The following is a 13582-nucleotide window of genomic DNA, read 5'->3' as shown; positions in this document are numbered from 1 at the left end:
CGCGCATAAAAAAAGGACGCGGCATACACCGCGTCCTCTTTCGCTCAGCTATTGCCCGGTCAGTTGTTAACGTCTGCGGGCGCTGTTTCAGCAGGGGTTTTGGCAGGAGCCGGTTTGCTCTGAGCCTTTTTCGCAGCTTCCTTTTTTGCTGCTTCTTTCTTCGCCGCTTCTTTTTTGGCGGCTTCCTTGCTCTGCGGCTTTTTCGCAGGCTCAGCCTTGGTCGCCGGTTTCTTCGCAGGCTCGGCTTTTACCGGCGGCTTGGCAGGCTGGACAACCGGCGCAACCACGGGTGCTGGCGCGGTAACAGGTGCTGGAGCTGCAGCCGGTTCCGGGGCCTTCTCTACCGGAGCAGGTGCCGGGGCCGGTTCTTCACCACCACCAAACATGCGCGAGAAGAAACCCGGCTTGTCGGCCTGCGGCTTGGCAGGTTCAGCCGGTTTGTCGGACGAACCACCGAACAGGTTGCTGAAGAAATTGCCTTCTGACTTCTGCGAAGCCGGGGCCGGTGCTTTCGGCGGTGCAACCTTGACCGGTTCGAACGACTTGCCAGCCGCCAGATCCTGGACCTGACCGGCCGCACGCTGACCGCTGCGCAAGGCACCTTCCAGAGTGCCCGGGTACAAGGTGTCGGTGTGCTCGCCAGCAAAAGCTACGCGCAGAATCGGCCGCTCCCACAGACGCCAGTATTTACTGATCTGGCCGGGACCGAATGCCAGGTAGGAACCACCCGTGGACGGGTCGACGCTGTAACGGCGGATTTCATAGCCGGTGTAAGCGCCACGTGCTTCAGGGTAGAACGCATGCAGACGGATCAATACCTGATCAACCATCTGCTTGTCGCCGAAGGCCTGCATGATGCGTGCGTTGTCGCCGGACAGGTTGATCACCACGTTGGCGCCGCCCTTGAGCGCGGGCTCTACCCACAACATGCCCAGACCGGTGTTGCTGAACACTTCACCGGACATGCGTGCCTTGCTGTCCCAGACCGGGGTCTTGAACTTGAGCATGATCTGGTCGCGCCAGCCGTAGTTGGTGCTCTTGATCGCGCCCATGTGCTGAGCGTCCAGCGCAGGCGTCATCTGGATTTTGCCCAGCGAGCGCAGCGGTACGGCCATGACCACGTAATCTGCGGTGTAGCTGGTTGCGCCAGCCTTGACGGTGACCTTGTCCTTCTCCTGAACGACTGCCGTCACCGGCGAATTGGTCTTGACGGTCTTGAGCTGCTTGACGAACGCCTGGGTCAGCACCGCGCTGCCACCGGGCAGGCGCGCAGCACGCAAGTCACGCTCGTCGACCGAGCGATAAACCCGCGATTGCTGGGCGAGGTACAGCAACGACAGGCGCGAAGGCTCATCGTAGCGGGTGCGGATCTGCTGGTTGATCAACTGACGCGCCGTGGCAGGCAGGTTCAGGCGGTCCAGCCAGTTGGCGACGTTGATCTGGTCCAGCGCGAACAAGGTGCTGTTGGACGCCGGGTTTTCCGGGTCGTCAACCGAGCGCGCGAGGTTGTCCAGCGTGTCGTTGTAGCGCTTGATGGCTTCGGCGGTCGCAGGCTGTTTGACGGCCAGGTCAGCCTGGGTGAAGTACACACCGTCGATCAAGTAGCTGGGCGTGCGAACAAATTCAGGCGCAGGCACGGTAGGCAGCTTGAAGCTGTCCAGGTAGCGGTTCAGCACTGGCTGAGCCTTGGTGTTGCCGATCCACTCGCTGGTCGCCAGACCGGAACGTCCGCCCAGGCTGGGCTTGGCTTCCAGTAGCGTCACCTGCCAGCCTTTGGCCTGCAGTTCATAGGCAGCGGTCAAGCCTGCCAGACCACCACCGACGACAATGGCGGTTCGTTGTTTTTCATCGGCGAGCGTAGAAACGCTGACCAACCCTGCCACTATCAGCGCACAGGCGCGCAGCCACCCAGAAAGCATTCGGCGAACTCCAGAAAACATAGGGAAGATTGGGCAAGTCAGCCCGGCATATCGACTTGCTGCGCAGGATACGCGAGCCATCAAATAGCCGCCAGCAATGTCCATCAGCTGTTAAAACTGCATCAAAGGTTGTTCCGCAGCCGGGCATTGCATAGGCTTGCGCGATTGTTCGTCCTCGCATCAGGCGAGTCGCTACCCGGAGATTGAAAATGGGCCTCAATGACCAGTGGATGCAACGTGACCTGAAGGTCCTGTGGCACCCCTGCACCCAGATGAAAGACCACGAAAATCTGCCGTTGATACCGATCAAGCGCGGTGAAGGCGTATGGCTTGAAGACTTCGAAGGCAAGCGTTATCTGGACGCTGTCAGCTCCTGGTGGGTCAACGTTTTCGGACACGCCAACCCGCGCATCAACCAGCGCATCAAGGATCAGGTCGACCAACTGGAGCACGTGATTCTTGCCGGTTTCAGTCATCAGCCGGTCATCGAGCTGTCCGAACGGCTGGTCAAACTGACCCCTGAAGGCCTCAACCGCTGCTTCTACGCCGACAATGGCTCATCGTGCATTGAAGTCGCGCTGAAGATGAGCTTTCACTACTGGCTCAATCGCGGCCAGCCGGACAAGAAACGCTTCGTCACCCTGACCAACAGCTACCACGGCGAGACCATGGCGGCGATGTCGGTCGGTGACGTACCGCTGTTCACCGAAACCTACAAGGCGCTGCTGCTCGACACCATCAAGGTGCCGAGCCCCGACTGCTATCACCGCCCGGAAGGCATGAGCTGGGAAGAGCATTCGCGCAACATGTTCGCCGCCATGGAGCAGACCCTCGCCGAACACCACGCCAGCGTTGCGGCAGTGATCGTCGAACCGCTGATTCAGGGCGCAGGCGGCATGCGCATGTATCACCCGGTCTACCTCAAGCTGCTGCGCGACGCCTGCGACCGCTATGGCGTGCACCTGATCCACGATGAAATCGCCGTAGGTTTCGGCCGCACCGGAACCATGTTCGCCTGTGAACAAGCGGGTATCCGTCCGGATTTCCTCTGCCTGTCCAAGGCACTGACCGGTGGCTACCTGCCGCTGGCGGCCTGCCTGACCACCGATGATGTGTACGACGCGTTCTACGACGACTACCCAACGCTGCGCGCGTTTCTGCACTCACACAGTTACACCGGCAACCCGCTGGCCTGTGCGGCGGCGCTGGCGACACTGGATATCTTCGAGCAGGACAACGTCATCGAAAACAACAAGGCACTGGCGCAGCGTATGGCGACAGCCACGGCGCATCTGGTGGACCATCCACATGTGGCGGAAGTGCGTCAGACCGGCATGGCCATCGCTATCGAAATGGTTCAGGACAAAGCCAACAAGACCGCCTACCCGTGGCAGGAACGGCGTGGCATGAAGGTCTTTCAGCATGCGCTGGAGCGCGGTGCATTGCTGCGACCACTGGGCAGTGTGGTGTATTTTCTGCCGCCGTACGTGATTACCCCGGAGCAGATCGACTTTCTGGCCGAGGTGGCCACCGAGGGCATTGATATCGCTACGCGCAGCAGTGTCAGTGTTGCCGTGCGCGAGAACTTTCATCCGGATTTCAGGGATCCGGGCTAGGGCTGGAATTTGCGGCGCCGCGACTGACGCCTTCGCGGACAAGTCCGCTCCCACGAGCGGACCGGGCAACACCGCATTAATGTGGGAGCGGACTTGTCCGCGAAAGGGCCATCACAAAACAACACCGGAACCGAGACACACCATGAGACTCTCCCGCTTTTTTACTGAAGCGCCGCTTAGCCTGGGCGAGCACGAACTGCCCGAGGCCCAGGCGCATTACATCAGCCGCGTGCTGCGCATGACCGAAGGTGACGCGCTGCAACTGTTCGACGGATCGGGCCAGGAGTTTCGCGGCACCTTGCTGGAAGTCGGCAAGAAGCGCGTGCATGTGCAACTGACCGAAAGCTTTGCCGGGCAAGTCGAGTCAGGGCTGCGTATTCATCTGGGCCAGGGCCTGTCGCGTGGTGAACGCATGGACTGGGCTATTCAGAAGGCTACCGAGCTGGGCGTCAGCGAAATTACCCCGATTGTCAGCGAGCGCTGTGAGGTGCGTCTCAAGGACGAGCGCGCCGAGAAGCGCCAGGCGCATTGGCAACAGATCGCTATCAGCGCCTGCGAGCAGTGCGGTCGCTCGGTGGTGCCGGTGATTCATGCGCCGATGCCGCTGGCCGAGTGGATCAAGCATACCGAGGCCGACCTGAAACTGGTCCTGCACCCGGTGGCCGAGCCGCTGACCAGCCATGACAAGCCAGCCAGCCTGGCCTTCCTGATTGGTCCGGAAGGCGGCTTGAACGACGCAGAAGTCGATCAGGCGCAAGCCGCTGGATTCCACGCCGCGCGCCTCGGCCCGCGCGTTCTGCGCACTGAAACCGCCCCGGTGGTCGCGCTCAGCGTGGCGCAACAGCTGTGGGGCGATTTCTGACTACTGATGCTCGTCCCCTCCTCACAGCACATAAAAACAAATCGCCACGAAGTGCATCAAACTGCCGCCGATGACGAACAGGTGCCAGATGCCGTGAAAGTGGCGGATCTGGTCGTAGGCGAAGAACAGAATGCCGACGGTGTAAAGCACGCCGCCGCCGGCCAGCCAGATGAAGCCCGCCAGGCCGAGCGCAGCAATCAGTGGTTTGACCGCCACGAGGACGATCCAGCCCATCACGGCGTAGATCACGATGGACATGATTCGCGCTTCAGAGCGGGGTTTTATCTCCTGCACAATGCCGATCAGCGCCAGCCCCCAGACGATACCGAACAGGGTCCAGCCCCACGCGCCGCGCAATGTCACAAGACAGAACGGCGTGTAGCTGCCCGCAATCATCAGGTAGATCGAAAAGTGATCGACCTTCTGCATGATCGATTTCGAACGGCCCTTGACGCTGTGGTAGATCGTCGAAACGCTGTACAGCGTGACCAGACAGGCGCCATAGATCGCAATGCTGACCACCTTCCAGACATCGCCGTGCAGACTCGCCATCACCAATAGCCAGATTGCGCCGACACCTGCCAGTACTGCACCCACCAGGTGGGACCAGGCGTTGAATTTTTCTCCGTAATACATCCGCTCAATACCCTCTTGTGGCAAAACACTGGGAGCAGAGGCTCGCGGTTATTGAAACAAATCGCAACACCCTGTTTCAGTGACGGATATTTTAAGCAGCTATCGGCGCACGACTTGTGCACAATCAGCGCACATCAATAACCAGCGCCACGACATGCAGATCGATGACGAACTGACGCTCAAGAAACTGGAAATATTCCTGGCCTTCATGCGCACCGGCAATCTGGCGCGGGCGGCGGAGGAGTTGCAGACCAGCAACGTCAGCGTGCACCGCGCCATTCACTCGTTGGAAAGCGCCCTGCGTTGCCCGCTGTTCAAACACGAAGGCCGCAACCTTACGCCGCTGGAAAGCGCGTATGTGCTGGAAGAGCGTGCGCAGAAGCTGGTGCAGGATGTGCTCGCCACCGTAGAGCTGACCCGTCAGGCGGCAGGCTTTTCGGCGGCACGCTTCCGCCTTGGGGCTTTGTATTCACTGACCGTCAAGACGGTGCCGCAGCTGATCATGGGCCTGAAAATCCGCCGCAGCGAGCTGAATATCGATCTGATTCTGGGTTCGAACATGGACCTGCTGTACAAGCTCAAGAACATGGAAGTCGACGCCATGCTGGTGTCGCTGGATGAAAGCACCCATGACCCGGACTGCGAGCAGTTGGCGTTGTTTTCCGACGATATCTTCCTGGCTGTGCCCACCGACTCGCCGTTTGCCGAGCACAGCGAGGTGGATCTCAGCGACCTGCGTGAAGCGACATTTATCACCCTCACCCAAGGCTTTGCCACTCATCGCGATGGCATACGGGTGTTTCAGCAGGCCGGGTTCGAGCCCAAAGTGGCGATGCAGGTCAATGACATCTTCACCCTGCTGAGCATGGTCAGTTCCGGCGTCGGCTATGCGCTGCTGCCGGGGCGCATAGCCGCAGTGTATGAAAACCGCGTGCGGCTGATTCCATTGCAGAGCCGCTACCGGATGCAGCAACACATCGGCATGGTCTTTCTCAAGTCCAGAGAGCGAGACCCTAACCTGCTGGCGCTGCTGGCCGAGTGTCGGATGTATGCGAATCGCCTGCTGGAGCAGGCGACCTGATCGAAGGGATCTAACCGACGATTGCGCGCACGATGAAATACAGCACCGACGGCCCCAGCAGACAGCCCAGTCCGGTATGAAAAGTGGCGGTCAGCGCACCATAAGGCACCAGACGCCGATCCGTTGCCGCCAGCCCTGCGGTAACGCCGCTGACAGTACCCGCCAGACCACCGAAAACCATCGCCGAACGCGGGTTGTCCAGCCCCATCCAGCGCGCCGCCATGGGCGTACCGACCATCACCAGAATCGCCTTGATCAGGCCGGTGGCAATCGACAGGGCCATCACGTCAGAGGTCGCACCCAACGCAGCACCGGTCACCGGGCCGACGATGTAGGTCACAGCACCCGCGCCAATGGTGGTCATGCTGATTGCATCGCGGTAGCCAAACACCCAGGCAATGCTCGCGCCCACGATAAACGGCAGAATCGTGCCCAACAGCAAGGCAATTGCTCCGATCAGCCCGGCCTTGCGTGCTTCGGTGGCCTGCACTTCAAAGGCAGTCGCCACGATGGCGAAGTCACGCAGCATCGCCCCGCCCATCAGGCCGATGCCTGAGAACAGCGCCATATCGGCAAGCCCCTTCTGGCCGCCGGTCAACGTGCCGCCGACCCAGGCCAGAATCAGCCCGATGACAATCGCGATGGCCGAGCCATGCACCCGGCCGAAGGTCAGGCGCTTTGAAAGCACCACCGAGACCCACATGATGATACCGACGAAGGCAAATGCGGTGATCAGGCCGTTGTGTTCAAGTCCTTTCTCGATGAGGTCCCACATATCAGCGACCTCCAGCCGGGGCTATTTCAGGCTTGATCACAGGCGTCAGCAGCGGCTCTTCCTTGGGTAAAGGCTCGCCGCGATTGGTGCGGCTGATCACTGCGATGGTGCAGGCGCAGAGCACCACTGAACCGACAGCGGCCAATACCGCCACCGGCCCGCCCTTGAGTGCGGTCACAACGTTTTGTTGCGCGGCCATCGCCACCACGACCGGTATGTACAGCGCGCCCCAGAAACCCACGCCCATTTCGCAGTCCTTGGTCATGCCGCCGTGTTTCTGCATCCACAGGCGTGCGCAGATCAACAGGATCATGGCGATCCCGACCCCGCCCACATTGGATTTCACGCCCAGCAGAACGCCGAGCATGTCACCGAGAATCACGCCCGCGAGCGTGCAGATAGCCAGTAGTGCAACACCATAGATAATCATTGTTGTTATTCCTCTGTTTGCATTGCTGAAGTTGTTGTTTTTGTCCTTCGTAGCAGCTGCACGGCGGCTCTATGGAGTGCGGCGACCCTCCTCGTGCGACAGCGCGATCAGGCTGTCCAGACGCGCAGCCTGAAAGGCCAGCGCTGTTCCTTGCTGAAAGACTTTGCGCGCCAGCCCGGTCAGCACGGCACCGGGCGGCAATTCGATGTGCAGGCGCACGCCTCGCTCCCAGGCAGTTTCCACGGTGCTGCGCCAATCGATGACCCGGCACATGTTGAAGGCCAGGTCGTCACGCAGTTTTTCGGCATTCAGCAGCGGACGCGCCGTACTGCCGCTGAGGTAACGTATCTTCGGTGCCTGCAACGCAATCCTTGAAAAGGCTTCTGCCAGTTGCTGCGCGGGAGCTTCCAGCAAGGCGCAATGCGACGGCACGCTGACCGCAAGACGCTTGACCGCCGCGGCCCCCGACGCCTTGGCCAAATGACTGACCTGCTGCATCGCCTCGACGCTGCCCGAGATCACCATCTGGTTGTCGGCGTTGATATTGGCGAGAAACACCGGCATTTGCGGGCTGTGTACTTGCCTGATCAACGCCTCGACCTGTGTCTGGTCCAGACCGATCACCGCAGTCATGCCATAACCTTCGGGCCAGGCGCTCTGCATCAACTCGCCGCGCAACGCCACCAGACGCACGGCATCGGCGAAGGCCAGCGCCCCGGAAATCACCGCTGCCGGATAAGCGCCGATGGACAACCCTGCAACGTAGTCCGGCACACAGTCGCGCGCCTGCAACAGGCGGGCGCAGGCGACACCGGCGATCAACAGGCAAAGCTGGACGGCGCGGGTCGCTTGCAGCGCCTGAGTGCTGTCCAGCGCCAGTACGTCTTCGCCCAGAGCATCGGCAGCTTCCTGCAGGCAATCGTGGACGACAGGGTCGTCGGGTAATTGATGCAGCATGCCGGCCTGCTGCGCGCCCTGACCGGGAAACACCCACAGGCTGCTCATGCGCACGCCCCGATCAGATGCCACGGATCTGCAACCAGCCGCGCCCCTGCTGCGGTCTTGAGCAACACCCGCCCCGCTGGGCGCGCCCATTCACGCAACGCCACAGCGCCATGATCGAGTTGCAGCTGCACATCGACCCGGCAGACCGATGTTTCCAGCGCCTCGACCAATTCGGCTGCGCAACTGCGACTTAACGGCTCAGGCGTGCGCAAAATCAGGTCCAGATCGCTGTCCTGATTCAACGCCGCAATACCACTGGCCAATTCGAACCCGGCGCTGCCGCCAACGCCCCAGACCAGTTCCAGCGCATCCATCACCGGGCGGACCTGACGCAAGGCACGCAATGCGGGCCAGTCCTGAATATTCTCGACCGGGCACAAGACCAGTTGTTCGGGGGTTACCCGCCGATAGACATCCGCCAACAGCATGCTCGCGGCATAGCGCTGCTCACGACCGTAGCCGCGCAACCCTACGGCCACCTGACCGGCTGGCATGGCCTGCCGACGCACCACGACCGGCTGCCCGGCCAGCACCGTTTCAACCGCCCATTTGGGCGCATCGTCCGACAAGGCAGACAGTGGCATGCCCCACAGCAAATCATGGGGCAGTACTGCGCAAGCGCTGTCGATCACCATTGCGCCCGCAGCAACTGGCGCACGGTAGCCGATGCCGCACGATTGCTCGCGCCCAGACGGCTGCTCAGGTCGACCCCGCTGGCCTGCACGTCGTTGATCGCACTGCTCAGAACATTGCGGACCTGAGTCAGGTCGTCCGCAGTGGGCTGCTCGATCTGGCTGACCGAGAGGGTTTCCCACAGCAGACCAAGGCTGGCATAGCTGTCAATGTCGTAGGCCATTGGCGGAATGCTGGCGGCGAGCTTTTCCAGGTCTTCGACACTGCGCAGTGTTACCCGAGCGGCGGAAGCCTTGCCCATCGCATGCACCATCACGCCGGGATCACGCAGTGCAATCAGCCGATTGGCCTGATACCCATGGGCCAGAAACGCGCCGGACATAGCCTTGCCAACCAGCAGACCAATCACCGCATGCCCGGCAAGACGCGCCCGTGCATAGCTGTCCACCGCCCCAGCCAGCGCCTGATGAATGCCCAGCGCTTCTTCGCGGCGGCCATAGGCCTGGCTCGGCACATCGACAATCGCAATCAATGCACGCTTTTCGGCGCGGTCGCGGTCCTGCTCGATGGCATCATCCACAGCTTTGGCCAGGCCCCAGCCTTCCAGCAGACCGACCTCGCCCTGACGCGCCCGAGGGAAACGATTGCCGGTATCGGCAACCACCGCCACAAAGCGCACCGGCTGCTCGCCCAGCAAGCCATCGGCGACCTTGAGCGAGGCAGGCAGACCGTCAACTTGCGTAGCACCTGCGCTCAATGCGTTGAACCAGTGCAAACCCCGTTGTGAATAGCTCATGACCGGGCTCCTTGATAAAGGGTACGTACACTCTGCGGATCGATTTGCGCTCCGGTGTCGAGGCTGGCGAGGCGCTGCAAAAACAGTTCGTACTGGCTGCTGCGATGCGCTGCCGGTACGCCCTGCTTGAGCCAGCCGCTGACCTGCTGCCGGACATCGGCCACATCGTCTGCGGCAAAACCGTCCACCAGATCACTGGCAAACCGCTGTTCGCCACCGGTCAGGCTCCAGATAAACGGGCGGTCACGGGAGTCGTATTCTTCGATGCCGGCTTCCTGCTCGATCACCTGCGGGCCGTTCAGGCCCAAGCGGGCTTCCTGGGTCACCAGTAGATAACTGCACAAGCCCGCAGCGATGGACATCCCGCCAAAACAGCCGACGCTGCCTGCAACCACGCCGATCACTGGCTGGTACTGACGCAAGTCGACCATCGCGGCATGAATCTCGGCAATCGCCGCCAGGCCCAGATTGGCTTCCTGCAAACGCACACCGCCGGTTTCCAACAGCACGATGGCAGCGGTGGGAATACCGTTGCGGTTGTCTTCGGCAGCCAGCTCCAGCGCGCCTGCCATTTTTGCGCCGCCGACTTCGCCCATGCTGCCGCCCTGAAACGAGCCTTCAATGGCCGCAATGACTACCGGCCGCCCATCAACAGTGCCCTTGGCAACCACCACGCCATCGTCGGCTTGAGGGACAACGCCTTGTCTGGCAAGCCAGGGCGACATGACGCGATCAAACGGGCCAAGCAATTCGCGGAAACTGTCGGCATCCAGCAGAGCGCGGGCGCGCTGCCGTGCACCGAGCTCGATGAAACTGTGCTGGCTCAGCAAACGTGCGTTATCAGTCATGACCGATCTCCTCGAAGCCCTGCTCCAGACGCAAGCGCACCACGCCGGGCGTGGCCCCGAAGTCGTGGATGTCGATGCTCAGCGCAGGCGGGGTCTGGCCGTCGAACATGCGCTCGAAAAGATGTTTCCAACGCAGCGAAGCACCGTTGACCGAGGTCACCACCTGAATTGATAGCTTGCCTGGCGAACCGGGCTCCAGCAGCACTTCCAGATCGCCCGAGCCAACCACACCTACCAGCGCGCGGCCTTTGGGCGGCTGTCCGGCAGGGAATTCAAAAGACAGGGTTTCCATTTCAGACACTCCTCGAAACACGGCCGAGCGCAGGCTCCAGGCCGTCGATAAACAGGCAGGCAGCCAGCAGATCAGCCGCGCCGCCAGGCGAAGCATTCAGCGCCAGCAGTTGCTGATCCAGTTGGTTCAGTGCGCGGCGCCCGGCAAGGCTGGCACTGCCGCCAACGTCCAGCACGTGCTGAGCGCCGCGCTGCATGGTGTGCAAGCCTTCGATACCGGCACGATGCAGCACGCAGGTGTCGGACAGGGTGGTCATGATCGCCAGCAGCGCATCCAGCCGGGCGTTCTGCTCGCCACTGCCCGCCGCGCGACTGCGTTGCAGTTGCGGCAAGGCGAAATCCCTGACTGCCGGGAAGCCTTGCTGCGCCTGTTCCCGGGCGCCCATTACACCGTAACGGCGAACCACTTCATTACCGTGACTGCCTTGCACGAGCACCTGGCGGTCCTTGATCTGCGCCAGGCTGGCAGCCCGCGCGAAGACGGCTTCGGGTGCGCAGTTGCGGGCATCCAGCGCGGCAGCTGTCACCAGCAGGCCCAGCGCCCAGATCGCACCTCGATGAGTATTCACGCCCAGGGTGGTGCGCAGCATCGTCGCTTCACCTTCGCGACCGAGACGGCCGAGCGCCTCACGTAATGGCTGGCCCACTGTGTTGAATTGCCCGGCGGCGTCAGCCATCAACTTGAAGGTCGGCCACAGTGACAGCGCCGAGGAATGCATCAGGCCCAGGTGCAGGTCGGTGTGTGCGCCGCTACCACGCCGGTCCACCAGTGCAGGTTTGGGCGACAGGTCGGCTTCGGCGATCAGGGCATCGACGGCCAGATCGGCCAGTCGCTCGGCAAGCGAAGCAGCTTGCGGTGTCAATTGAAGTGCGCTCATCACCAACTCCTGAATTTGGCAGGCGGGCTGTACAGACCACCGGACCACTGAACCAGATCGGCAATGCTCTTGGCCGCAAGCAGTTCACGGCTGGCATCGGTGCGCCGGATGCCGAGGTCTTCCGGCAGCGCGATCAGCCCTTCACGACGCATACGTGCAGTGTCTTTCGGGTTATGGCGCAAGCCGATCACGGTCACGCCCGCCACGGCGGCGATCATCGCCTGACGCTCTTCCAGGCTGCGCGCCTTGTAGAGGTAGGCGATGCCTTCTTCGGTCAACAAATGGGTGACGTCGTCGCCGTAGATCATGATCGGTGCCAGCGGCATGCCGCTTTTCTTCGCCACTTCTACAGCGTCCAGCGTTTCAACGAAGGTCGGCTTGCCGCCCTCCTGAAACGTCTCGACCATCTGCACCACGAGCTTTTTGCCGCGCTCCAGATAGGCATCCGGGCCGCTCTCGTTCTGTTGGCGCATGTCCAGCCATGCCGGGGTGGCATGACGTCTGCCGCGCGGATCATGGCCCATGTTCGGTGCGCCGCCAAAACCTGCCAGCCTGCCACGGGTGACGGTCGAGGAATGCCCGTCTCCATCCACCTGCAGGGTCGCGCCGATAAACAGGTCAACGGCATATTGGCCAGCCAGCTGACAGAGTTGGCGATTGGAACGCAGCGAGCCGTCGCGTCCGGTAAAGAACACATCCGGGCGCGCAGCGATGTAGTTTTCCATGCCCAGTTCGGTGCCGAAGCAATGCACGCTCTCGACCCAGCCGCTTTCGATGGCCGGGATCAGCGTAGGATGCGGGTTAAGTGTCCAGTTACGGCAGATCTTGCCCTTGAGGCCCAGCGACTCGCCGTAAGTCGGCAGAATCAGTTCAATGGCTGCGGTATTGAAACCAATGCCGTGGTTCAGCGACTGAACGTTGTGTTTTTCGTAGATGCCGCGAATCGCCATCATCGCCATCAATACGTGCACTGGCTTGATGTGCCGCGGGTCGCGGGTGAACAGCGGCTCGATGTAGAACGGCTTGTCGGCCACCACCACAAAATCGACCCACGAGGCCGGAATGTCCACCCGAGGCAGTTCGCTGACGTCATCCACCAATTGATTGACCTGAACGATGACGATGCCATCGCTGAATGCGGCCGGCTCGATCAGCGCCGGGGTGTCCTCGGTGCTCGGGCCGGTGTAGATGTTGCCTGCCCGGTCGGCCATGAAGCCTGCGGCCAGCACCACGTTGGGGATCAGGTCCACCACCAGCCGCGAATACAGTTCGATGTAGGTGTGGATCGCACCGATTTCCAGCAGGCCGTCTTCCAGCAACTGGCTGATGCGCAGGCTCTGCGTGCCAGCAAACGAGAAGTCCAGTTTGCGTGCGATGCCTTGCTCGAAAAGGTCCAGATGCTCGGCGCGGCCAACGCTTGGCATGATCATGTGCAGGTCATGGACCTTGCCCGGATCGACTTTGGCCAGCGCGCGAGACAGGAAGTCCGCCTGTTTCTGGTTATTACCCTCAAGCACCACCCGATCACCGGAAACCAGCAAGGCCTCCAGCGCCGCGACAATCTTGTCGGTCGGCAGCACTACGCCATCGGCCAACGCCCGCACCTGCTCCAGACGCCGCTGCTTCTCGGTGCGACGACGTGTCCAGCGTGCGTCGGGGGAAGTTGTTGTTGTCATGATCGCTCCACGATTTTGCTGTCGTGGGCCACCTTAGGAGCGATAGGGACAAGCATCAATCAAGCAGCGAGGTGAATCGTTACGGCTGGAGTAACGATAGTAGAAGTGATCATTTTTTGATCACCTTTATTGATGC

14 protein-coding genes are annotated in these 13582 nt (G+C 61.4%); 3 read left to right on the top strand and 11 right to left on the bottom strand.

What is annotated here, in order from left to right; translation table 11 throughout:
- Window positions 1-59 precede the first annotated feature (59 nt).
- Window positions 60-1919 carry a flavin monoamine oxidase family protein gene (locus tag RYA97_RS00405; RefSeq protein ID WP_117140334.1) on the bottom strand — a complete coding sequence of 620 codons (1860 nt, stop codon included), beginning with the start codon at window positions 1917-1919 and terminating at the stop codon, window positions 60-62.
- Between the two features lie 209 nt (window positions 1920-2128).
- On the opposite strand from RYA97_RS00405, the gene RYA97_RS00400 reads away from it, so the two are divergent.
- Window positions 2129-3535 carry an adenosylmethionine--8-amino-7-oxononanoate transaminase gene (locus RYA97_RS00400; protein WP_005778744.1) on the top strand — a complete coding sequence of 469 codons (1407 nt, stop codon included), beginning with the start codon at window positions 2129-2131 and terminating at the stop codon, window positions 3533-3535.
- Window positions 3536-3677: 142 nt separating this feature from the next.
- Window positions 3678-4397, top strand: coding sequence for a 16S rRNA (uracil(1498)-N(3))-methyltransferase (locus RYA97_RS00395; RefSeq protein WP_005743076.1), 720 nt, complete (start codon window positions 3678-3680; stop codon window positions 4395-4397).
- A gap of 21 nt (window positions 4398-4418) precedes the next feature.
- Here RYA97_RS00395 and trhA read toward each other — a convergent pair whose 3' ends face one another.
- Window positions 4419-5033, bottom strand: a complete 615-nt coding sequence (gene trhA, locus RYA97_RS00390) for a PAQR family membrane homeostasis protein TrhA (RefSeq protein WP_002551702.1) — start codon at window positions 5031-5033, stop codon at window positions 4419-4421.
- Between the two features lie 154 nt (window positions 5034-5187).
- On the opposite strand from trhA, the gene RYA97_RS00385 reads away from it, so the two are divergent.
- Window positions 5188-6114: a LysR substrate-binding domain-containing protein gene (locus tag RYA97_RS00385; protein WP_005731031.1), complete on the top strand. Its 927-nt coding sequence runs from the start codon at window positions 5188-5190 to the stop codon at window positions 6112-6114.
- A 10-nt stretch (window positions 6115-6124) separates the two neighbouring features.
- Here RYA97_RS00385 and madM read toward each other — a convergent pair whose 3' ends face one another.
- The 9 genes from madM to mdcA all read right to left on the bottom strand — a co-directional run bounded on the left by madM (window position 6125) and on the right by mdcA (window position 13446).
- Entirely contained in the window at window positions 6125-6889 is a 765-nt protein-coding gene (gene madM / locus RYA97_RS00380) for a malonate transporter subunit MadM (protein WP_004666470.1), read from the bottom strand.
- 1 nt (window position 6890) lies between these two features.
- Window positions 6891-7319, bottom strand: a complete 429-nt coding sequence (gene madL, locus RYA97_RS00375; RefSeq protein ID WP_002551699.1) for a malonate transporter subunit MadL — start codon at window positions 7317-7319, stop codon at window positions 6891-6893.
- Between the two features lie 69 nt (window positions 7320-7388).
- Window positions 7389-8324, bottom strand: a complete 936-nt coding sequence (gene mdcH, locus RYA97_RS00370; protein WP_005778739.1) for a malonate decarboxylase subunit epsilon — start codon at window positions 8322-8324, stop codon at window positions 7389-7391.
- On the bottom strand, window positions 8321-8959 hold the full coding sequence (locus RYA97_RS00365; protein WP_005743079.1) for a malonate decarboxylase holo-ACP synthase: 639 nt from the start codon (window positions 8957-8959) through the stop codon (window positions 8321-8323). The genes mdcH and RYA97_RS00365 overlap by 4 nt, the downstream gene beginning before the upstream one ends.
- Window positions 8953-9753 (bottom strand): biotin-independent malonate decarboxylase subunit gamma, encoded by an 801-nt coding sequence (gene mdcE / locus RYA97_RS00360; protein WP_117140333.1) that lies wholly within the window; start codon window positions 9751-9753, stop codon window positions 8953-8955. Before mdcE ends, RYA97_RS00365 begins: the two co-directional genes overlap by 7 nt.
- Complete coding sequence (locus RYA97_RS00355) at window positions 9750-10601, bottom strand: biotin-independent malonate decarboxylase subunit beta (RefSeq protein WP_005743081.1); 852 nt, start codon at window positions 10599-10601, stop codon at window positions 9750-9752. Before RYA97_RS00355 ends, mdcE begins: the two co-directional genes overlap by 4 nt.
- A complete protein-coding gene (locus RYA97_RS00350; protein ID WP_004654333.1) occupies window positions 10594-10893 on the bottom strand; it encodes a malonate decarboxylase subunit delta in 300 nt (99 codons plus the stop codon). Before RYA97_RS00350 ends, RYA97_RS00355 begins: the two co-directional genes overlap by 8 nt.
- A 1-nt stretch (window position 10894) precedes the next feature.
- The gene (locus RYA97_RS00345) at window positions 10895-11770 is read right to left on the bottom strand and encodes a triphosphoribosyl-dephospho-CoA synthase (protein ID WP_057404827.1); all 876 of its coding nucleotides are present in this window, start codon (window positions 11768-11770) and stop codon (window positions 10895-10897) included.
- A complete protein-coding gene (mdcA, locus tag RYA97_RS00340; RefSeq protein WP_044320361.1) occupies window positions 11770-13446 on the bottom strand; it encodes a malonate decarboxylase subunit alpha in 1677 nt (558 codons plus the stop codon). Before mdcA ends, RYA97_RS00345 begins: the two co-directional genes overlap by 1 nt.
- Window positions 13447-13582 lie beyond the last annotated feature (136 nt).

This window comes from Pseudomonas syringae group sp. 26L6 (assembly GCF_032587815.1).
Classification (GTDB): domain Bacteria; phylum Pseudomonadota; class Gammaproteobacteria; order Pseudomonadales; family Pseudomonadaceae; genus Aquipseudomonas; species Aquipseudomonas amygdali.
Note: the sequence above shows the minus strand (reverse complement) of the source record. Positions and strands in the feature narration are given on the sequence as shown.

What these genes read in the sequence shown, in the direction of transcription:
- RYA97_RS00355 (WP_005743081.1), bottom strand. Translation starts at nt 10,601, where the DNA reads ATGACTGATAACGCACGTTTGCTGAGCCAGCACAGTTTCATCGAGCTC.
- RYA97_RS00345 (WP_057404827.1), bottom strand. Translation starts at nt 11,770, where the DNA reads ATGAGCGCACTTCAATTGACACCGCAAGCTGCTTCGCTTGCCGAGCGA.
- RYA97_RS00350 (WP_004654333.1), bottom strand. Translation starts at nt 10,893, where the DNA reads ATGGAAACCCTGTCTTTTGAATTCCCTGCCGGACAGCCGCCCAAAGGC.
- trhA (WP_002551702.1), bottom strand. Translation starts at nt 5,033, where the DNA reads ATGTATTACGGAGAAAAATTCAACGCCTGGTCCCACCTGGTGGGTGCA.
- RYA97_RS00395 (WP_005743076.1), top strand. Translation starts at nt 3,678, where the DNA reads ATGAGACTCTCCCGCTTTTTTACTGAAGCGCCGCTTAGCCTGGGCGAG.
- RYA97_RS00400 (WP_005778744.1), top strand. Translation starts at nt 2,129, where the DNA reads ATGGGCCTCAATGACCAGTGGATGCAACGTGACCTGAAGGTCCTGTGG.
- madL (WP_002551699.1), bottom strand. Translation starts at nt 7,319, where the DNA reads ATGATTATCTATGGTGTTGCACTACTGGCTATCTGCACGCTCGCGGGC.
- madM (WP_004666470.1), bottom strand. Translation starts at nt 6,889, where the DNA reads ATGTGGGACCTCATCGAGAAAGGACTTGAACACAACGGCCTGATCACC.
- RYA97_RS00385 (WP_005731031.1), top strand. Translation starts at nt 5,188, where the DNA reads ATGCAGATCGATGACGAACTGACGCTCAAGAAACTGGAAATATTCCTG.
- mdcA (WP_044320361.1), bottom strand. Translation starts at nt 13,446, where the DNA reads ATGACAACAACAACTTCCCCCGACGCACGCTGGACACGTCGTCGCACC.
- mdcE (WP_117140333.1), bottom strand. Translation starts at nt 9,753, where the DNA reads ATGAGCTATTCACAACGGGGTTTGCACTGGTTCAACGCATTGAGCGCA.
- RYA97_RS00365 (WP_005743079.1), bottom strand. Translation starts at nt 8,959, where the DNA reads ATGGTGATCGACAGCGCTTGCGCAGTACTGCCCCATGATTTGCTGTGG.
- RYA97_RS00405 (WP_117140334.1), bottom strand. Translation starts at nt 1,919, where the DNA reads ATGCTTTCTGGGTGGCTGCGCGCCTGTGCGCTGATAGTGGCAGGGTTG.
- mdcH (WP_005778739.1), bottom strand. Translation starts at nt 8,324, where the DNA reads ATGAGCAGCCTGTGGGTGTTTCCCGGTCAGGGCGCGCAGCAGGCCGGC.